The organism is Niallia oryzisoli (assembly GCF_043641075.1).
Taxonomy (GTDB): domain Bacteria; phylum Bacillota; class Bacilli; order Bacillales; family Cytobacillaceae; genus Bacillus_BD; species Bacillus_BD oryzisoli_A.
The window spans coordinates 25645-45536 of sequence record NZ_JBHZRC010000009.1 but is presented as its reverse complement, the minus strand read 5'-3'; the positions used below and the strand labels follow the sequence as shown (position 1 = coordinate 45536).

Below are 19892 nucleotides of genomic sequence, written 5' to 3'. Positions count from 1 at the left end.
AAGTACTCTGAAAAACATCCGCAAAGGTTCAATCAATATTAAATGAACTAAATAATCTCATTCAACTTTAAATTGACCCATCATTCCAGCATCTTCATGTTCAAGAATATGACAATGATACATAAATACACCAGAATGATTAAAGGTTGCAATGGCTCTAACTTTTTCTCCCGGATAAACGAGAATGGTGTCTTTCCATCCTGTTTCGTTTTTAGGCGGTGGGTCTCCATCACGATCTAGAATTTGAAATTGTACGCCATGAGCGTGAAATGGATGAGCCATTCCACCCATCATCCCCATCCCACTTTCATTGGAAATTTCCCAGATTTCTGTGTCATTCAGATTTACCTCTTCATCAATCCGGTCCATATCCATCTGTTTACCATTGATATTTACACTTGGTCCCATCCCCTGAAAAACAAATTGTCTTGTTTTTACTGCACTTTCAGGGTTTATTTTTTCAATGGTAGTTAACTTTTCTGGAATGGTATATTCTTTTGGACTTTCACTTTTTATAACAAACTTTATAAACGCTGATCCTTGATTCAATAATTGAACCGTTTCTCCCTTTTTTAAATCTGAAAAGTCAACAAGGATTTCTGCTCTTTCTGCAGGGCCAAGAACGATATTGTTCATTTCTGATGGCTTTTCAAGGAACCCGCCATCACTAGCAATTTGATAGAAGGTTTGGTTATTGCTGAGATTTAAATCATAAACGCTTGCATTGGAACCATTTAATAAACGAAGTCTCACCATACCCCTCGGTACTTCCAAAAATGGATTAACAGCTCCATTTACAAGCATGGTGTTACCCTGTAGCCCGTTCATAACATCGTGCATTCCCAACTCATATTGAAAACTTCCGTCCGCATTAAATCTTTTATCTTGAATGATAAGTGGAACATCATTCACTCCATATTCTTTCGGAATACCTAAACGATTAGAAACTTCATCCTCAATAAAGAATAATCCTGCTAATCCATTATATACTTGCCTTCCTGTTTGCTGCTCAGGATGGGGATGAAACCACAAAGTAGCTGCTGGCTGTTCTATCTTAAATTTGGGAGACCATGATTCTCCCGGTTGAATCCCTGAATGTGGTCCACCATCCTTATCTCCATCTACTTCAAGACCGTGCCAGTGAATGGTTGTTATGTCACCATCTAGATTATTCTTTACGTTTACGGATACCTCTTCACCTTTTCGAACCCGAATAACTGGACCTAAATAATCACCATTATACCCCATAGTCTTTGTCTCTTTTCCTGTAATAAACTTTTTTGTAGAGTTTTGAGCGGTTATTTGAAATTTCGCTTTATTTGGATCGGGATTTTCATCTTTTAATAACGGAGGAATAGGAAGGGCGGATTCTGTTGTTACAATAGATTGATTATCAGTGTTATCAGATGGCTGATTCATTGATAAATCAGGTAATTGTCCGGGCATATCCCGACCTTGTACGAAAAAGAGAAAGAGTCCTCCTAAGACAATTATGAATCCTGCAATTAAGATGCCGTAATTTGCTCTCATTACTTTTCCTCCTGTTCATATAGTGGCAGGAACTTAACTAATTTTATTACGTACATAAAATTTCCTTTTTTATAAAAATACTAAGAGAACATCAATATATAAACAGATTTATTTTTAGCTTTCCATAGTAGAATTTAATTATCAGTATTATACGTAAAATTTTTTATTGTTTGTATTAGAAGTCATGGTAAAAAGGAGGAAAAAGCAATGATGGGTTTTCCCGGAAACGGTATGATGGGCAGTTATTGGGGTTTTGGCCTTTTAGGATGGTTCATTAATCTGCTTGTCATGGGTGCTGTTGTCTATATTGCTGTTAAATTAGCATTAAGGGGTAAATAGATGATCCAAGAATAAATTCTTTTTGAGATTTAAAACTATAAAATAGGTGGAGGATTTTTATGGAATTTCATTATACAGTTCTAACCAATAAAACCATTGATGAAGCTATATCATCAATCGAACAAAATTTAAAAGAAAATAAATTTGGAATCCTATGGCAACTTGATTTAACTGCTACCCTACAGAAAAAAGGAGTAAATAGTTATACTTCTCCTTATCGTATACTTGAAGTTTGCAATCCAGTAGAAGCTGCACGGGTACTCGGTCACAATCCATTAGTTGGATATTTCTTGCCTTGTAAGATAACAGTCTATGAAAGTGAAGGGGAGACTATAATTGGACTTCCAAAACCAACTGCTATGATTGGTTTGTTAAATGATCCCCAATTGAAAGCCATTGCTGAAAATATTGAAGAAATTCTAATCAATGTGTTAGAAAAAAGTAAATAAAAGAAGATAAAAACAGGATTGTGGGTGATCGCAAATCTGTTTTTTGTTTTTGTTATCTTTTTTATGTACTAATGAAGATTCTGAATAAAACAGGCTAATTCCTCGGTTTCATGTTATTTGTACCACACATAAGGTTACTATCATAGCATTTACCCAATCAATTAAACAGAGGGAATTTCAAATATTAACGGGAAATTTTATAGAATATGAAGCTTGCTGGTATGGAGAAGTAAGAAGAAGTCTAGTTCATGGGGACAATTGTACTAAAGATAACTTTAAGTCCTTATAAGTAAGTCTGCATCAGAGATTTGTTAGTAATTAGATTTTTAAATACGAATGGAAGCACCTTTTCAGAAGTGTGCTTCCATTGTATTTTTTAAAAGGAAGTATCCTAGGAACTTTAGTATAATTAAAACATATGCAGAAACCGTGCGTTTTTCTTAAAAAGTTCAAAGTCTTTTCAATTCTCTTTTACAGTCATTTAGTAGATCTTTTACTAAATGATTAAAACAACATAATAAATGTGTTGTGTCACTTATTGTTCTCTAGCAATGGATTTAAAATCACCTATTCTAGGTCAAGCAATTGGACGATGGGGAAATTTTATGAATCAGAAAGCACAAGAAGAACTTTTGGAAAATATGAATTTGCCATATATGATATGGTATTCAAATGACAGGTTATTTGTAGTAGGTTTAAGTATACTGATAGTTTGATGCTAACAGATTCACTAAAGAGCACAATTAATGTCATTATTGGGGTTGCTGTGTTTCACAATTGGATCCGCCTCATAAATGTACATACTAAACGGTTATTCAGGAAACTAGGTATTAATGGACATATTTATGAATTTCACTTAAATTTGAAATATATTTGTTATAGAAAAGTAATAATTTCTGCAAATTTTTATAGTAACATCAAGATAAATTTATTTCCCTCTTTTACACAGCATTGATGGGTGATTTTTCTTATTTTAATTTTATCTATTATAGTAATAACAGAATATACATCTTTTTCACTATTCGCTTAAAAAAAGGAGTTTTACATCTTGATGAGCAAAAAGAAGATTTTATCTGCGTCTGCCGGTATAGCCCTTACATCTTTAATGTTTGGGAATCTAAATACAGAAGCTGCTACCTATACAGTCCAAAAAGGGGATTCGCTATGGTCGATTTCCCAAAAATACGGTACTACAATCTCGAAATTAAAAGAAGAAAACAATTTAACAAGTGCATATATTTATCCTAATCAATTACTTGAAGTAGGTTCAAATTTATCAACCGTCCCATCATCTACATACAATTTAAATACTGTCCCTTCTTCAACAAACAATGTAAATAATGAAAGTAAGCAATACATAGTAAAAACGGGTGACACATTATGGGAAATTGGTCAACAATTTAATGTGTCTGTTTCTAACTTAAAGAATTGGAATAACTTAAGTTCCGACATCATATATGTTGGACAAACATTAAAGGTAAACGCTACAACTACAACTACAACTACAACTACAACTACAACTACAACTACTACACCCGGAAATAGTTCAAGTAATGCATCAGTTTCCGAGAATTCTAGTATATATAAAGTAATAGCTGGGGATACCTTATTGAAAATTTCTCAAAAATATAAAGTCTCTGTATCTAGTTTAAAGGCATGGAACAACTTAAATTCGGATATTATTTATGTCGGTCAAACATTAAAAGTAAACGGTGAGACTGTTGCAAGTGAATCTCCAGCAGGTTCGACCGGTTCAACTTTAACTAGTGATGCAGATTATGATGCTAATAAATTAATCAGTATAGCAAAGAGTTTAGTAGGCACTCCATATGCTTGGGGTGGCACTACGCCGTCTGGATTTGATTGCAGTGGATTTGTTTACTATGTATATAATCAAGCCGGTATGGATATCAGCCGACTAAGTGCAGCAGGTTATTATGATCGTTCCTATTATGTAGATAATCCGCAGCCGGGGGATCTAATTTTCTTTGAAAATACTTATAAAAAAGGTATTTCTGATGTTGGAATTTACCTTGGAAATAATCAGTTTATTTCTTCAGCAAGTGAGAGTGTTACAATTAAAAATCTAAGTAATTCCTATTGGAAATCTCATTTTGATAGTTATAAGAGATTTTATTAAACAAGTATATTTAACTATAAAACTATTTAAATCTAAATAATTAGTATGATAAAAGTTCTATCAATATTTCATAAATTCATCATATATTGATGATAATATAAGGATTACTAGGACATTTTATAGTACCTTCCTAAAGAAAAAGTACCCTTTGATTGGTGCTTTTTTTTTCCAAAAGAGATGGAAGTAAAAAAGCTTACTGCAGAGCCATTTAAGTTAGCTAATAGTTTTTACTTTAAATGAGTAGATTCAAACAGTTTTTATTAGAGCGAGACGAAATTTTATGTAGTGTATTTTTATAAGGAAAGAGTACTATATCTAGAGAACAGAATGAGGGCTTACGAGGTACATGCAAAAACATTCCTGAAGGGCATTGGAATGCTCTTAAGAATGCTATATTATCTGATGCTGATGAACAGTCAGGTGTTGAAATCTTTGTCGCTAAAGTAGATGGGGAAGTGGTGGGTAGTGTTGCTTTATTCCCTTCAAAGTCAGATGCCTATAAAGGGTTTATTGATATGTTAGTTTATCCCGAAATAAGAATGCTCGCAGTTAATAAGAAATATAAGGGACAAGGTATTGCTGAAGCACTAATAAAAGAATGCATTCGTATATCAAAAGCAAAAGGCTACCAATACATCGGTTTACATACTGCTGATTTTATGAAAAATGCTATGCGGTTATATACTCGTATGGGCTTTGTGCGAATACCACAATTTGATTTTCAACCTGCTAATGACGGAATCATTGTAAAAGCTTTTCAATTATCTATTAAATAATGGTAAGTATTTAGCAAACAAATATATGGTCAACATTTCTTAAAATAAACATAAACCCCAGACCTAGCTTATAGTCAGTTACATATTCAATTTTATTATAAATAAATTTAGTTTCTATATAGGGTACATAGGTATACTATAATGAAGATAGAGGAAATCTTTTTAACATCAAGTTTACATGGGGTACTCTTTCCTTTAAGTGAATCAATATTTCGCATAAGCATTACGGAGGTAGAATCAAATATGGGAAAAACTGATAGGGTGGTCAAATTAGCCATTAATGGCGGAATAACATTTGGTTCAAAGCTAAATTCCAAACAACTGACTGTAATTGCTGAGTACATGGATGATGGTGATGAACTGGAGTTGACAACTTTTCAACAACTTTACATTGAGGTGCTTGAAAGTAAAGTGGAATTAGTCAAAGAAAAATGTAAGGAAGTGGGATTGTCCTGTTACCCGGTAGGGAATTTTGTAAAGAGTCTAAGAACCTGTAATTTTTGTAAAGGAGAAGAAGAAGAGGGTATGCCGGTTGCAATTGAGCTAAATAAACGAATAGCTGGGACACCAGTCCCCTTTACACTTCGTCCAGCTTATACCGGATGTCCGATTGGATGCGGTGAACCTCTAGTCAATGATATCGGAGTAATGAAAGTAAGAGAGGGATATGATTTATATATTGGCGGAAAGGCAAAAGGAATGGATGCCCAGACGGGTACCTTAATAATGGAACAGCTTGTTCCTGAAAGACTTTATGATGTTATCGAAAAAATCATTGATATCTATGCTGAACACGGAAAGAAGAGAGAATCATTTTTTAAATTTATTAATCGTTTTGGATTAGATAACCTTAAAAATCAAATAGTCGATTAAAGAACTGATTGCAAAACAACCATTTCTTTCGGAGCCTTCATGTGGAGGTTATCCCCAATGGATTTTCCAGAAGTTATACCAGAAAGCTTGCTTCCATCCTGTTTTCATTTCATAAGATTTGAAACCAGGGCTTTTTGTTCAAGATCAATGAGAACCAAGAAGTTCAAATTACTTATGAATTATACGCAATCTAACAATTTAAAGAATAGTTAAAAATAAATGTATACTCATCTCACGAACAGGTAAAGATAAATACTGAGGTGAGTTTTTTATGAAATCTATTAAAATCTTTTTACTATTTTTGATGTTATTAGGCTTCTATACAAACAGTAAAGTTAATAGTCAAACCAATGATAATGAATTATTGGAGTTAATAGAAATTGCTCAAAAGGAAAAGATAAATATAGATTCATGGAAAATCTATTTAACGAAAACAGTTATAGATGTAAATAGTGAAAAAGATATCCAAAAAGAAATAGAGAAGATTAAAAGAAATGAAGAAGGGTATAAATGGGATATTATGCATGATGAAAAAGAAGAACATCACTATATTGTAGTTGGTAACAAACAAGTTGAATCAAAACATATAGAAATACAGGTTAAGATTTCTGCATTTCTTGTAGGGAATAAGTACAGATTATACCATTTTTATGAAATTAAAGGTGGGAATTGGAGTAAAGATATATGGAAATATATTAATACTAAATTTAATAAAGAAATGAATGAAAATGATGTCTTTTATACTCTTACTGGTACAATGAAAGGTAATTTGGAATTAAGACAACAGGGCGATCAACTTTTAAGTGAATTCTCAGGTACTTTTGTCGAAGGGTTAATGGAAGATAACTTCATTTCATTATCTGCATATACTAATCTTTTAGAGTCGAACACATTAATGGTTAATGACAAGAAAATTAATCTTCAAATAGGTCTTAGGAAAAATCAAAAAAGTAATTTAATAGATGTTACAATTGGTAATCCTATTATAACAACTGAGTATTAAGAATCAATGTAAATGACTATAGAGCTGATTTTTTCACTAAAATACAATACTGCCGTTGATAAACTGCGCAATCTATTTTATGGAAAAAAGGAGAAGGGTTAATCCGGCTTATTATTAAGCTTTGTTTACTAGCATTGATTATCACCTCCTTAATTGTTATTGTATACGTAACAACGTATTTACTCAAAGAGGGTAATGGCAGTGGCTAGAAAAAAGTTTACGACCTCATTAGACGAAAATGTTATTCCACAACTTAAAATGCAAGCTGTGAGAGAAGGTACTGACGCTAGTAAGATTATTGAAAAGTTAGTAATGGAATACCTCAAAAAGCAAGCTTAGGCTAACGCCTACCGACATTCATCTCCCACTTACTCACTGGGCTGTCGCCCTTCAGGTTCCTTGAAGTGGGAGTCTTCTGTCGGAAATCCGATAAAGTTTGGTTGGGATCCTTCATAATTTAACATATTTACAATAGCTGCTGAAGCATGGTGTAAATCATGGCAGTGGAAAAGCCAATTACCAGGGTTTTCTGCTTTAAAAGCAACAACTTATTCATCACCCACCAGGTTCTAAAAATCGTATGTATCTTTCATAGTCGGTGATCCCACTACTGGCTTACCATTTTGCACATGGAAGAAGTGTCTATGTAACTGCATTGTGTGAAATGTAGGTATACTAAATGCTGTTGAAACTGTAAAAGTATATCTTGATGAAGGAAAAGTCATGTTACATTTGAATTAAGTAATGTAATTTTAAAAGACATACGGATTCATATTTTCTACATATTTAAAATTTGTATTGAATTATCTTGTGAATTTCTCTAAAATTTAAATCGTAACCGTTACTATTTAAATAAATATAAATAAAGTTTAGGAGGATTTTATGATTAAAAGATACTTATCCTTGATCGTTTTTCTAGTTGTCATTCTGGGAGGATGTAGTCAATCATCTTCCGAAAATGATAAAAGCTTAGAAGCTAAAAAGGAAACAATTCAAGTATATACAACTATCTTTCCAATTCAGGATTTCTCAGAAAAAATTGGCGGCAAGTTTGTTCAGGTGGAAAATATTGTTCCAACAGGAACTGAGGCTCATTCCTTTGAACCAACAACTAAAACGATGATTAAAATCGCTGAAGGTGACGCATTCATTTATTTAGGAACTGGGATAGAGGGATTTACTGATGCTGTTATCAATGCAATTAAAAATGAAGATACGAGAATAGTTAAAGCTTCAGAAGGCATCAGTCTAATAAAATCATCTGAGCCTTCTGAAGAAGCTGGAAATGCTGGTGATGAAGAGGGTGACTATGATCCCCATGTATGGCTAGATCCTGAAAGATCAATCCAACTGGCTAAGAATATAAAGAATGCCTTAGTTGAGATAAAACCAGACCAAAAAGAATATTTTGAAGAAAATTATAATAGACTCAAAGAAGAGTTGGAGGAACTCGATCTATCCTTCAAAACGATGGTTGAAAATTCTCCAAATAACACTTTTATTGTTGCCCATTCAGCATACGGATATTGGGAGGATGCTTATGGACTAAATCAAATTGGAATAAGTGGCCTTTCTCCGAGTGATGAACCTTCCCAAAAAAGTCTGATGGAAATAATAAAAATTGCTGAAACATCAAACATAAATTATGTTTTATTTGAACAAAATGTAGAAAATCGGGTGGCCGAAGTAATTAAAGAAGAAATCGGGGCAGACACACTGACTCTTCATAATCTTGAATCATTAAATGAAGAAGATATTAGAAATAATGAAGATTATATTTCAATCATGAAGAAGAATATTGAAACGATTAAACAGGTTTTAAAATAAACTAGGGGTGTCAATTCCGCATTAGAAAGCGAGGTTGGCACCTTTTATTTTTTGCAAAATCATGGTTCGTAGCTCATTTCTAATCCCTAAAGGAAAAAGGTCTGGATAAGAGGGCGGCTATTGCTATTTATTTGAAAATGTCGAAAATGAACTTGCCTTTCAGTGAATTGAAAAAATTAAGACCAATAGCCAATGGATACGGATCTTAATTTCTTAACTTTTTAACCGTTTCCTTAGTAAATAGATAAGTAAAATGATCCCGACAAAAGTAATTATTCCTAGTTGCCATTCGGTTTCTAATTCAAGAACATAAGCTACTGAGTAAGCCTCAAAAAACAAAGCTGGAATTTTCCCAAAAGTACTAGCGAAACTGAAGGAAAGGAGACTCATTTTACTAAAAGCTGCTGTAAGGGTTACAATACCAGAAGGCACAAAAGGTAGAATTCTTAAGAGAATCACCATTAAAAATGCATCTATTCCATTATTGTTTTTTAATATTTGCAAAAATTTATTGTCTATATTGTTGAATTTCGAATAGGAAGTAATTTTGTGAAGACCCTTACGATAAAGAATAAAGCTAACAATAGCTCCCGCTGCTTCTCCAACAATTAAAATGATCAATCCTATATTTAAGCCGAAAATTCCAACGGTACCAACAGTAATAAAGGCACTTGGTAGTATTCCTGTTATAGCGATGGCTATATTTAGCCCTATACTCAATAGAGCTGCAAGAATTGGGTTTATAGATGGCCAATCAATGAATAGGTTATTCACTACTTATTCCTTTCCAGCCCATTTATATCCGACTCCTTTTGATAGAAAAATAATAATAATTGTAAGTCTAATGGTAATCCAACCTGCTACTTTGAAGTGTTCATTCAACCGATGAATCAAGGAATGAGCAGATGCTGTATCTAGGAACATTATACAAACCAGTAAACTGTCCACCAGACTGAACAGGACTAACCATAAATGGTCCTTCACTCCAATTCTCTTCTACTATTTGCTCTTTTTTAGGAATATTAGAAGAAGGTGTGTCTAGATATTGTTTAAACGGGTTAATCTGAGCTGAGTCTACTATCTTACCGGTTTTATCAGTGATTACTACATCCATACTTGATTCAGACGCTATTAAAACAACTTGATCAATCGCTTAGGTATTAAATTGTTTTTCAAGAATGGCCCTGTGAGAATATACTACCGAATGAAGAGCAGTAAGCTCTTCATCACCCTAGAATCCAAAATCCCTCCGTGGAAAAGAAGAACAAAATGTAATTTAAGCCATGAATAATTATAAAAAAGCAAAATCCTAATTTTAACTGAAAGATTTTTATATACTCACCTTTTATTATAATTGCAATAAGTATACACTTATTAAAGTTTTTATGTAGATAAAAATACAATGTAGTTTTTGAAGGGATTTTAGAGATGTCTTGAATAGAAATCTATTTGCTCACTATTGTTGGGTAAATATTACCGTAGTTTTTAGTTTCTACCAATTTTGGGATTTAAATCAATCGAAAATCTGGCTGATTCCAATCATTATCTAGCCAAAGCGATCATCGAAGTATCATGGTCACTATTCAAAAACATGATCGAATACAAAGTGACATGGTAGGGCAAACAAGTGGTTACAGTGGCGAAGAGCTTCCCTTCTAGTCAGGTCTGTTCCTTCTGTGGCCATCGAAATAAAGACGTTAAAAATCTTGGATTGCGTGAAGGGGAATGCCCTAAGTGTAATGCCCACCACCAAAGGGATATTAACGCAGGATTAAATCTAAAAAATGAAGCTCTAAGACTTCTAACCGTCGGTGCGACGGGGATAGCCCACTAATATAACGGAAGGATACTTCGGTGTTCGTAGGACCCCCCCTTTAAACAGACCGTAAGGTCGTTAAGGGGTGAGTAGTTCAAGAGTGAAAACCATTGTCCAAATGAGGTTTTCGTGTAAACTCGTCCATTTGTTGGTCCTTTTTTAGTTGATTTGGATGGTTTACCACCTAACTTATCCATTATTAAGGACCTTTTTTTTGTCATATTTAATACTAGGGATGTTTTTAATAATAAGGTAAATTTATGCAGCAGTAGTGGAAGAAAATCTAATAAAAGTTTTGAAAACCTGTGTAGTTTTTAAACTATACAGGTTTTTATTATTATCGCTTAATTATTAGTAACTGTGTGTAAAATTTGAATATTTTGTGAACAATTTGCGTCATTTATGTTATTTCAACTAAACTGCATAGTTTCTTGATAATTATGTCCTATTATTACGGTATTTATGTGTAAAACACGAAAAAGGGCGGTGATCTATTTTGGAAGAAGTAAACTTATTTCTAGCATTCGGTGCAGGTTTTTTATCATTTATATCCCCTTGTGCCCTTCCTTTATATCCAGCGTTTCTCTCCTATATTACAGGGATGACAATCAATGAATTGAAGGAAGAAAGAGGCATTTTAAGAAAAAAAGCCTTTATACATACAATCCTATTTTTAATGGGATTCTCAGTTATCTTTTTAGCACTTGGATTGTCGACATCTCTCATCGGATCATTTTTTGTAGATTATCAAATTTTATTGAGGCAATTGGGCGCGATTTTAATGGTGTTTTTTGGATTGGTTCTTACGGGAGTTCTTAGGTTTAGATTTCTACTCGCAGATAAAAAAATCCAATTTCAAACTAGGCCTTCCGGTTATTTAGGATCATTACTGATCGGTTTAGGGTTTGCAGCTGGATGGACTCCCTGCACAGGACCGATTCTAGCTGGAGTCATTGCACTAGGTGTTGCAAATCCTGGGATGGGTCTTCTCTATATGTCTTTTTATGTTTTAGGATTTTCAATTCCGTTTTTAGTCATGACTTTCTTTATCGACAAAATGACTTTCTTAAAAAAACATGGAAATCATTTTATGATATTTGGCGGGGTATTAATGATCATAATGGGAGTTCTATTATATTTTGACTGGATGATTATCATCATTTCCATATTAATCCCGCTTTTCGGTGGCTTTACTGGATTTTAAAAAGACTTTTAATACTTGGAAATTTCCTTGATTTATTAATTTTGTTGGTGGAGGTAGAAATATGAAAAAGAAACGACTAATCATACGTAGTCTAATTTTAGGCATAATGTTTGTTGCTGTAATCTACACACTTTATGCGAACTTTACAAAAGATACTGCAGGTGATTTAAAAGTTGGGGATAAAGCACCAGATTTTGTCCTTTCCGATATGGAAGGCAACAAACATCAATTATCTGATTATCAAGGCAAAGGGGTATTCTTAAACTTTTGGGGAACATGGTGTAAGCCATGTGAAAGAGAAATGCCTTATATGAATAATCAGTATAAGGTGTACAAAGACCAGGGTGTAGAAATTTTGGCTGTAAATGTAGGGGAGCCCGACTTCTCTATCAATAAATTTGTACAAAAACATAAGCTTGTTTTTCCTATCCTCAAAGACAGCAACAAAAATGTATTGACTTTATATAGTATTAAACCTTTACCTACGACCATGTTGGTTGATCCTACAGGAACTATCGTAGCAATAGAAACAGGTGAACTGTCAGAATTTCGGATAAAAGAGATGATGGAAAGCATCAGGCCTTAATAGGGGGTATTAAGTATGAAAGAAGTAAAATGCGAATGCGGTCATATTAATCCAATCGGGACAATATTGTGCGAAGCATGTGGCAGAGCTTTAACTGAAGAAGCAAAGAGCGAAAAACTTCATGATATGCGTTACGAAGGCAGTGCTCGTAGATCCCAGACATACAACAAGACGGCAATCGATAAAATATGGAACTTCTTTTCCTCTGTAAAAGCGGGAGTATGGCTGATTGTTATCACTTTAATTGCTTCGGCAGTTGGGACGGTATTGCCACAAGAAATGTATATTCCGCCAATTGCTGACCCTGCCGATTATTATGAGGAGCAATATGGAGTTTTCGGAAAGACTTTCTACATTTTGGGCTTTAACAATTTATATAGTTCGTGGTGGTATTTAATCTTAATCGCTTCAATTGGCATTTCATTAGTAATATGCAGCCTCGACCGTGTAATACCTCTATACAGGGCGCTAAATAAGCAACGAGTAAGTCGCCATGAGGGTTTCCTAAAAAGACAAAGATTATTTAATCGAACGGCTGCCATTCAACCAGATAGAGATCTTGCAGTGATTAAGAAAAGACTGAAAGAAAAGAGATACCATATTAGAGAAGAAAATGACAGTATATTAGCAGAAAAAGGCCGTTTTTCCCGCTGGGGTCCTTATGTTAATCATATTGGACTAATAATCTTTTTAATTGGGGGAATGCTGCGGTTCGTACCCGGTATGTATGTTGACGAAGTGCTATGGCTCCGTGATGGCGAAACAAAGATCATCCCGGGAACAAATGAAGAATATGTTTTGGAAAGCAAAGGATTTAAACGGGAATTATACGATACGGAAAAAGATAATGAATTGTTTGAAGATGCGCTTAACAGAGTAGGTCCCGTGATAAAAAACTTTCAGACTGATGTTGTTCTTTATAAGCGCGATACGGAACAAATAATTGGTGAGGATAAAAAGCTTACCAAAGTGAAGGAACATGAAATACGAGTAAATGAACCGTTGAAGTTTGATAAGTTTGCAGCCTACCAAGTGGACTATAAACTCAACGAATTAAGTACGATGTCTTTTTCTTTCCGGGATAAAGAAACTAATACCGTTAAAGGGGAATTGACAATTGATTTATTTGACCCGAAAGATGTGTATGATCTCGGCAATGGTTTTAAAATTGAATTACTTGGTTATTATCCTAATTTTTCAGGTTTAGAAAATGGTGAACCGCAAACAAAATCATCTATACCAGATAATCCTGCCTTCCTATTTAATATGATTTCACCCGAGCATCCCGGTGGTGAAGTCAGCTTTACTGCTATTAGGCAAACGGTTGAACCGCTCGGAGAAACGGAATATAAAATGAAATTTTCAGGTGCATCAACTCGTAACGTCACTGCACTGACAGTCAGAAAAGATCTTACAATTTGGATAATTGGAATTGGCGGAGCTATTTTTATGATTGGTGTTATTCAAGGATCGTATTGGAATCATCGCCGTATTTGGCTGCAGAAATTGAATGGGGATATACTTATTGCTGGCCATACAAATAAAAATTGGTACGGCTTGAAACGAGAGATTGTCGATATTGTAAAAAACACGTCAATACCAACACCAACGGATCAGCAAGAGGTCAAGAATATAGAAAAAGGAGAAAAATAAATGTCAAACTTTCTGCAAATAAGCAGTAATTTATTATATGCTGCATTTGTGTTTTATTTAATTGCCATATTATTTTTTGCTGGAGCAATTCGAGAAAAAAAAGGAAGGGAGCATGAAACAGGAAATAATAGGTGGGGGAAAATAGGAATTACTTTAGCAATAACCGGGTTTATTTCCCAAATCTGCTCTTTTATTACTCGCTGGATGGCTGGAGGTCACGCCCCAATTAGTAATATGTTTGAATTTATTTCATTCTTTGGAATGATGCTAGTGGGAGCGTTCATTCTCATTTACTTTATTTATAGATTAAATGTGTTAGGGATATTTGCATTGGCAGTATCGGTTATATTGATTGCATTCGGAAGTATGTTTCCGCGTGAAATCAATCCGCTCATTCCTGCATTGCAAAGTGATTGGCTATTTATACATGTATCGACCACGGCAACCGGTCAGGCTATTCTATCTATTAGCTTTGTAGCAGGTTTAATCTATCTTCTTAAATCAATAGACCCGCTTACTAAAAACAAAAGATCTTTCTGGCTTGAAGCCATCATGTTCAGCATCGTTTGTGTTATTGGTTTTATCACGATTTCTTCCGCCTTTTCTATCGCTGATTACAAAGTTGACTTTGAATGGACTGACAAGACTGGTACTGAAAAAATCATGAATTATAAACTGCCTGCACTTGTAGGACCAAATGAAGGAGAAATGCTGACGCCGGATAAATTTAGTCCAATTGTCGTCGACATGCCGGCCATCATTCATGCACAAAAATTGAACACTGTAATCTGGTCCCTGTTCTCAGGAACAATCCTTTATTTGGCTATTCGACTTTTAACTAGAAGGCGGGTTAGCACCATATTGCAGCCGATTGTCAAAAAAGTAGACTTAGATCTTGTAGATGAAATCGGCTACAGATCCGTTATAATCGGCTTTCCTGTCTTTTCACTTGGAGGGCTAATATTTGCGATGATCTGGGCGCAAATTGCTTGGACCCGCTTCTGGGGCTGGGATCCAAAAGAAGTTTGGGCGTTAATCACCTTTTTATTTTATGCTGTATTTCTCCATTTACGGCTTTCAAAAGGTTGGCACGGTGAGAAGACTGCGTGGCTTGCAGTAATTGGTTTCATTATAATCATATTCAATCTAATTGTTGTTAACCTTGTAATTGCCGGTTTGCATTCATACGCATGATGAAGTGGCGGAAATTACGAAATCAATGGATGCTTCAAGGAAAATAAACTAAGAAGCAAAATAAGTCAATTATTAAGCGAGCCATTTTTTCATTGTATTCTGGTTCACAAATGCCTATTATTGTCACCTTTCTACTCTATTTTCCCCCACAGGTGCGAAATCAAGTGTCCTTACTTACAGTTAAAGAAAATGCATGAAAAATCCATATTATATCTTCGCTATCTATTTGAGAAGTTACCAATATAGATACGACAGATGGGAATGCCCTTGACCAACTATTTCATTGGTTAAGGGCATTTCCAGCACTTGTAGTTATAAACAAGTTATAAATAATACAGGAATCCCTTCTAGTGAATGGGTCAGCACTCGCTGGCTATAGACCTGAAGACTGTGTTTCAACAAAGTTTATCAATGACACAAAAAATTTTCTATTTATCTTCCTATCCTTTTTTATCGTCCTGCTCTAATTGTCTCTTTGAAATCAAATCCAATTTAGTGGTATAAACTTTATATGTGGTTATAAAAAGTAAGGGCTGCTACTCTTTTTGGGCCTTGTTTAGGAACTATATTCGAGGTTGCATTTTTTTCCTTTTCGGTATAAAATGACCCTTATTTCTAATAGATTTAGATTATTAATTATATAAGAATAGCAAAATCGAGGAGGTTAGTTCGTTGCTAAAAAAAGTTTTAAACCTATTTTCATATAAAACACTCAAACTTTATTTTTTAGTTGTGATCTTATTCTGGTTAAAAACTTATTTTGTTTATCGCATAGAGTTTAACTTAGGAGTTAACAATGAAATGCAGGAATTTCTATTGTTTATAAATCCAGTTAGTTCTGCGATCCTATTTTTAGGTATCTCTTTATTATTTAAAGGCCGAAAACAACAATGGATGCTTCTATCTATAAATGCATTTTTGTCCTTTTTATTGTATGCAAATGTTGCATACTATCGGTTTTTTAATGATTTTATTACCGTACCAGTTCTATCCCAGACACAAAATTTCGGACAGGTCAGCAGTAGTGTAGGAGCCGTTCTTAAGCCATATGATATTCTTTACTTTATTGATACTCTTTTACTCGTTGCATTGGTCGTTATGAAACGAGTAAAAGCTTCAGAAAGGGTATCCAAACGATCTTTAGCAACGGTATTTATTTCTGGTTTTCTAATCCTTAGCACAAATGTAGCTCTTGCAGAAATGGATCGCCCGCAATTGTTGACTCGTGCATTTGACAGGAATTATCTTGTGAAATATCTGGGAGCTTATAATTATACGATATATGATATCATTCAAAATTCAAGGTCGTCTGCTCAGCGGATTTTAGCTGATAGTAGTGATATAGCTGTTGCTGAAAACTACACAAGTGCGAATTATACCAGTCCGAATCCGGATTACTTTGGAGCGGCCCAAGGAATGAATGTGATTTATATTTCGTTGGAGTCGTTTCAAAATTTTTTAATCGACTATAAGCTAAACGGTGAAGAAGTTACACCATTTTTAAATTCATTGACAAGAAATCCTAATACTTTATATTTTAAAAACTTTTTCCATCAGACAGCCCAGGGCAAAACATCTGATGCAGAATTTTTAATGGAAAACTCTCTATACCCTCTTCCACAGGGGGCGGTATTTACGACTAAAGCGCAAAATATGTATCAAGCACTGCCAGCTATACTAAAAGATAAAGGATATTATTCTGCTGTTTTTCATGGGAATTCCAAGACATTTTGGAATAGGGAAGAAATGTACAAGTCTTTTGGATATGATATGTTTTATGATTCCGAGTATTATAATATGACAGAAGGAAATGTGTTGAACTATGGATTGGAAGATAAACCGTTTTTTAAAGAAACGATTCCTTATTTAACAAGTTTGCCTCAGCCGTTCTATACAAAATTAATTACGCTGTCGAACCATTTTCCATATCCATTAGATAAAGAGGATCAATCAATTCCTCCGGCTGAAACAGGTGACAAAACGGTTGATGGCTATTTCCAAACGGCACGTTATCTTGATGAAGCATTAAAATTGTTTTTTGATGATTTAAAGGCAACTGGACTTGATAAAAATACAATGGTAGTCATGTACGGGGATCATTATGGAAATTCTGAAAACCGAAAGCCTGCTATGTCAAAGGTAATAGGCAAAGAAATAGATGATTTCGAGCAGGCTCAATTGCAAAGGGTTCCTCTTATCATCTATGCACCGGGTTTAAAAGGTTTTGTGAGTGAAACATATGGTGGTCAAATCGATGTCCGACCTACTGTTTTACACCTTTTAGGTATTGACACAGAACATCAAGTCTCATTTGGAGCTGATTTATTATCCAAGCAAAGAGATGAAATTGTAGCTTTCAGGAATGGAGACTTTGTAACGGATCAAGTGACTTCAGTAAAAGGAAAAATTTATGATAACAGCACAGGCCAAGAAGTAGAGGCAAAAGGTCCTTACAAAAAGTATGCTGAGCTTGTGAAAAGTGAGTTGGAGATGTCGGATAAAGTGGTATATGGGGATTTGCTTCGCTTTCATAGTCTCGAAGAAATTAAAAATATAGACCGTTCAAAGCTGGATTATTCAAAGGCAGGACATTTGAATGAAGACTACAAGCGGGAAGACCAAATAGAGGTGAAGGAGGCGAAATAGATTCCTCCTAGTAGAGTGGACAAATCCGCTTTTCAAATTATTGATTTGAAAATGGGTTTGTCTTTTTTATTTTTTTATAAAAGTCTCCAAAGTCCACACATACATATGAAACTGCTTACGTGACACTTTTCATTTGCAAAGAATCATGTTTTCATAATTCTCCATAGTTTCTTAACATTTATAGATTATAATGCAGTGTTGGCTTGGGAACAGCTGTAATTTTGAGCAATATAACAGAAAGTGATTTTTCACTGATGTGTGCCTGGGTTATATAGGGGATTTCCAAAAGGTACTACATTCAATAGTAAGGGAGCGTGTATACCACAACGAAGGATTATTACTTTACAAAACTCGTTAAAAATGTCACCAAGGTGATAATGCACGGGATGTTAGAAATATTGGACGAAGATTGGGTATTACTCATCCCCATCCAGTTGAAATAGATGAAGGCTAGGGAAGACGAAACAGGAACAGCAAAGGTGGAATCTACTGAAGGGACGATAAGGGCTTTGAAGCTATATATCCATCTTTGTCTTTATGTTCTTGGCCACCTAAGCATTTCTACTTAAAACAAACAAGAAGAAAATATGTTAGATAGTAAATATAAGGTGATTCTGAAGAATATAGAAGTGTAAGCAGGTTGATATGTATTAATTCCATACTTTACTAGTGTATGGAAAAATATTAGAAATAGGATTTATCGTTCGGTATAGGGATGTTTGGATTATATTGAAGACAAAGTAAGCGGAAGAATAATTGGAAATCTCCATACTTCATCAGCAATGGGGAGTGTATTGGGAACATTGGTGACTACTTTTTTTCTTATTCCTTTAACATACATTAATTTGGTTATTACTGTATTTGCCTGTTTGCTATTTTTAGCTTACTTATTTTATTTTGAAGTGAAAACCAATTCACAAATTATATTAATGGTAATATCCATTGTTTTCATTTTTTTACCTCTTTTTTCGAATAAATTGAAAACCTCTAAAATACTTTACGAGACAACGAGTCTTTATCATGACATCTATGTATATCAATCTGATTATTAAAATGGAAAAGATGGAATTTTTAGATATCTTACATTTGGAAATAAGACAACCATTCAAGGAATGATTGATTTGGATCAACCCGACAACTCGGTACTAGATTATGCAAAAAGTGTATGGGAGGTTTCTGAAGCTTTTGCACCTGAAAGTGAAATGTATTTATTATCGGTCAGGGTATAGGTACACTGACTAGAAAATTTGAACAAGAGAATAAAAAAGTAAAAGTTGCGGAAATAGACAGGGGGGTTTTAGAGGGCAGCCAGAATTATTTTCAATACAAGGGTAACAGTGTAGAAATTGGAGATGGAACAGAAATTTTAAAAGAAAGAACTGACAAAAAAGATGTAATTGTATTGGATGCATATAACAAAACATACCAAATACCTTTTCATTTAATTTCGTAAGAATTCTTATCTTTAACAAGTGGAAAATTGAATGATGATTGGATTTTAATCATTAATGCAATTGGAAATCCGAAAAAAGATATAGTAAGAATCCATGGACACCACATTAAAAAGTGTCTATCCCTATGTATATGTATTTACAAAAGGAGAAAAGCATGGATTACAAAACCTAACTATTGTTGGAAGCAAAAAATCTCTTGATTATAAAAAGGTAATTGGACAACATATTGTAAAAGTAAATGAAGGGGAGTTAATTTTAGACGGGGATACAAAAATCCGAAATTTAAATTAATTAAACTAGGAAAATATATTAGCTAAAAAGCATTAGTTTCAAAGGTAGTTCTGCTGGATATAAGCGGTGTAAAGCAGATTGATGACTTTATTATCTATTCTTTTTATTAAA

At 34.1% G+C, this 19892-nt stretch carries 19 protein-coding genes and 3 pseudogenes; 18 read left to right on the top strand and 4 right to left on the bottom strand.

Annotated elements, in window-relative coordinates:
- Positions 1 to 57: 57 nt before the first annotated feature.
- Positions 58 to 1530, bottom strand: a complete 1473-nt coding sequence (locus ACHUFV_RS20415; protein WP_394237352.1) for a multicopper oxidase family protein — start codon at positions 1528 to 1530, stop codon at positions 58 to 60.
- A gap of 207 nt (positions 1531 to 1737) precedes the next feature.
- Between ACHUFV_RS20415 and ACHUFV_RS20410 the strand changes: the two genes are divergently transcribed.
- The 8 genes and pseudogenes from ACHUFV_RS20410 (at position 1738) to ACHUFV_RS20375 (ending at position 7449) form a co-directional block, all read left to right on the top strand.
- A complete protein-coding gene (locus tag ACHUFV_RS20410) occupies positions 1738 to 1869 on the top strand; it encodes a hypothetical protein (RefSeq protein WP_394237350.1) in 132 nt (43 codons plus the stop codon).
- Between the two features lie 59 nt (positions 1870 to 1928).
- Positions 1929 to 2318, top strand: coding sequence for a DUF302 domain-containing protein (locus ACHUFV_RS20405; protein ID WP_394237348.1), 390 nt, complete (start codon positions 1929 to 1931; stop codon positions 2316 to 2318).
- Between the two features lie 554 nt (positions 2319 to 2872).
- Positions 2873 to 3084: pseudogene (locus ACHUFV_RS20400) on the top strand (hypothetical protein); the annotation flags it as partial.
- Between the two features lie 285 nt (positions 3085 to 3369).
- Entirely contained in the window at positions 3370 to 4458 is a 1089-nt protein-coding gene (locus ACHUFV_RS20395) for a C40 family peptidase (protein ID WP_394237619.1), read from the top strand.
- 458 nt (positions 4459 to 4916) lie between these two features.
- Positions 4917 to 5234, top strand: coding sequence for a GNAT family N-acetyltransferase (locus ACHUFV_RS20390; protein WP_394237346.1), 318 nt, complete (start codon positions 4917 to 4919; stop codon positions 5232 to 5234).
- A gap of 243 nt (positions 5235 to 5477) precedes the next feature.
- Positions 5478 to 6107 (top strand): nitrite reductase, encoded by a 630-nt coding sequence (locus ACHUFV_RS20385; RefSeq protein ID WP_394237344.1) that lies wholly within the window; start codon positions 5478 to 5480, stop codon positions 6105 to 6107.
- Positions 6108 to 6378: 271 nt separating this feature from the next.
- Positions 6379 to 7110, top strand: a complete 732-nt coding sequence (locus tag ACHUFV_RS20380; protein WP_394237342.1) for a YwmB family TATA-box binding protein — start codon at positions 6379 to 6381, stop codon at positions 7108 to 7110.
- A 201-nt stretch (positions 7111 to 7311) separates the two neighbouring features.
- Positions 7312 to 7449 carry a hypothetical protein gene (locus ACHUFV_RS20375; protein ID WP_394237340.1) on the top strand — a complete coding sequence of 46 codons (138 nt, stop codon included), beginning with the start codon at positions 7312 to 7314 and terminating at the stop codon, positions 7447 to 7449.
- Between the two features lie 29 nt (positions 7450 to 7478).
- Here the strand turns inward: ACHUFV_RS20375 and ACHUFV_RS20370 are convergent.
- Positions 7479 to 7622, bottom strand: a pseudogene (locus ACHUFV_RS20370) (hypothetical protein); the annotation flags it as partial.
- A 370-nt stretch (positions 7623 to 7992) separates the two neighbouring features.
- Here ACHUFV_RS20370 and ACHUFV_RS20365 point away from each other — a divergent pair.
- Positions 7993 to 8937, top strand: coding sequence for a metal ABC transporter solute-binding protein, Zn/Mn family (locus ACHUFV_RS20365; RefSeq protein ID WP_394237338.1), 945 nt, complete (start codon positions 7993 to 7995; stop codon positions 8935 to 8937).
- Positions 8938 to 9150: 213 nt separating this feature from the next.
- Here the strand turns inward: ACHUFV_RS20365 and ACHUFV_RS20360 are convergent, their stop codons facing one another.
- Together ACHUFV_RS20360 and ACHUFV_RS20355 are read right to left on the bottom strand one after the other, a co-directional pair.
- Positions 9151 to 9711, bottom strand: coding sequence for a TVP38/TMEM64 family protein (locus ACHUFV_RS20360; RefSeq protein ID WP_394237337.1), 561 nt, complete (start codon positions 9709 to 9711; stop codon positions 9151 to 9153).
- Positions 9712 to 9811: 100 nt separating this feature from the next.
- Entirely contained in the window at positions 9812 to 10051 is a 240-nt protein-coding gene (locus ACHUFV_RS20355) for a hypothetical protein (RefSeq protein ID WP_394237335.1), read from the bottom strand.
- Between the two features lie 423 nt (positions 10052 to 10474).
- Between ACHUFV_RS20355 and ACHUFV_RS20350 the strand changes: the two are divergent.
- From ACHUFV_RS20350 to ACHUFV_RS20310, 9 genes and pseudogenes are all read left to right on the top strand, one after another.
- A pseudogene (locus ACHUFV_RS20350) lies at positions 10475 to 10771 on the top strand (zinc ribbon domain-containing protein); the annotation flags it as partial.
- Positions 10772 to 11249: 478 nt separating this feature from the next.
- Positions 11250 to 11957 (top strand): cytochrome c biogenesis CcdA family protein, encoded by a 708-nt coding sequence (locus tag ACHUFV_RS20345; protein ID WP_394237333.1) that lies wholly within the window; start codon positions 11250 to 11252, stop codon positions 11955 to 11957.
- A 61-nt stretch (positions 11958 to 12018) separates the two neighbouring features.
- Positions 12019 to 12543, top strand: coding sequence for a thiol-disulfide oxidoreductase ResA (resA, locus tag ACHUFV_RS20340; RefSeq protein ID WP_394237331.1), 525 nt, complete (start codon positions 12019 to 12021; stop codon positions 12541 to 12543).
- Between the two features lie 15 nt (positions 12544 to 12558).
- Positions 12559 to 14196 (top strand): cytochrome c biogenesis protein ResB, encoded by a 1638-nt coding sequence (gene resB, locus ACHUFV_RS20335; RefSeq protein WP_394237329.1) that lies wholly within the window; start codon positions 12559 to 12561, stop codon positions 14194 to 14196.
- Positions 14197 to 15390: a c-type cytochrome biogenesis protein CcsB gene (gene ccsB / locus ACHUFV_RS20330; RefSeq protein ID WP_394237327.1), complete on the top strand. Its 1194-nt coding sequence runs from the start codon at positions 14197 to 14199 to the stop codon at positions 15388 to 15390. It begins immediately after the preceding gene.
- A gap of 672 nt (positions 15391 to 16062) precedes the next feature.
- Positions 16063 to 18036 carry a lipoteichoic acid synthase gene (gene ltaS / locus ACHUFV_RS20325; protein ID WP_394237325.1) on the top strand — a complete coding sequence of 658 codons (1974 nt, stop codon included), beginning with the start codon at positions 16063 to 16065 and terminating at the stop codon, positions 18034 to 18036.
- 443 nt (positions 18037 to 18479) lie between these two features.
- Positions 18480 to 18605 carry a hypothetical protein gene (locus tag ACHUFV_RS20320; RefSeq protein WP_394237323.1) on the top strand — a complete coding sequence of 42 codons (126 nt, stop codon included), beginning with the start codon at positions 18480 to 18482 and terminating at the stop codon, positions 18603 to 18605.
- Positions 18606 to 19246: 641 nt separating this feature from the next.
- Complete coding sequence (locus ACHUFV_RS20315; RefSeq protein ID WP_394237617.1) at positions 19247 to 19489, top strand: spermine/spermidine synthase domain-containing protein; 243 nt, start codon at positions 19247 to 19249, stop codon at positions 19487 to 19489.
- Positions 19490 to 19583: 94 nt separating this feature from the next.
- Positions 19584 to 19781 (top strand): hypothetical protein, encoded by a 198-nt coding sequence (locus ACHUFV_RS20310; RefSeq protein ID WP_394237321.1) that lies wholly within the window; start codon positions 19584 to 19586, stop codon positions 19779 to 19781.
- Positions 19782 to 19892: the final 111 nt, after the last annotated feature.

Excerpts from the sequence above, each read along its gene's own strand:
- ACHUFV_RS20415 (WP_394237352.1), bottom strand. The coding sequence starts at position 1,530 with ATGAGAGCAAATTACGGCATCTTAATTGCAGGATTCATAATTGTCTTA.
- ACHUFV_RS20410 (WP_394237350.1), top strand. The coding sequence starts at position 1,738 with ATGATGGGTTTTCCCGGAAACGGTATGATGGGCAGTTATTGGGGTTTT.
- ACHUFV_RS20405 (WP_394237348.1), top strand. The coding sequence starts at position 1,929 with ATGGAATTTCATTATACAGTTCTAACCAATAAAACCATTGATGAAGCT.
- ACHUFV_RS20395 (WP_394237619.1), top strand. The coding sequence starts at position 3,370 with ATGAGCAAAAAGAAGATTTTATCTGCGTCTGCCGGTATAGCCCTTACA.
- ACHUFV_RS20385 (WP_394237344.1), top strand. The coding sequence starts at position 5,478 with ATGGGAAAAACTGATAGGGTGGTCAAATTAGCCATTAATGGCGGAATA.
- ACHUFV_RS20380 (WP_394237342.1), top strand. The coding sequence starts at position 6,379 with ATGAAATCTATTAAAATCTTTTTACTATTTTTGATGTTATTAGGCTTC.
- ACHUFV_RS20365 (WP_394237338.1), top strand. The coding sequence starts at position 7,993 with ATGATTAAAAGATACTTATCCTTGATCGTTTTTCTAGTTGTCATTCTG.
- ACHUFV_RS20355 (WP_394237335.1), bottom strand. The coding sequence starts at position 10,051 with ATGGATGTAGTAATCACTGATAAAACCGGTAAGATAGTAGACTCAGCT.
- resA (WP_394237331.1), top strand. The coding sequence starts at position 12,019 with ATGAAAAAGAAACGACTAATCATACGTAGTCTAATTTTAGGCATAATG.
- resB (WP_394237329.1), top strand. The coding sequence starts at position 12,559 with ATGAAAGAAGTAAAATGCGAATGCGGTCATATTAATCCAATCGGGACA.
- ccsB (WP_394237327.1), top strand. The coding sequence starts at position 14,197 with ATGTCAAACTTTCTGCAAATAAGCAGTAATTTATTATATGCTGCATTT.
- ACHUFV_RS20320 (WP_394237323.1), top strand. The coding sequence starts at position 18,480 with ATGAAGGCTAGGGAAGACGAAACAGGAACAGCAAAGGTGGAATCTACT.
- ACHUFV_RS20310 (WP_394237321.1), top strand. The coding sequence starts at position 19,584 with ATGGACACCACATTAAAAAGTGTCTATCCCTATGTATATGTATTTACA.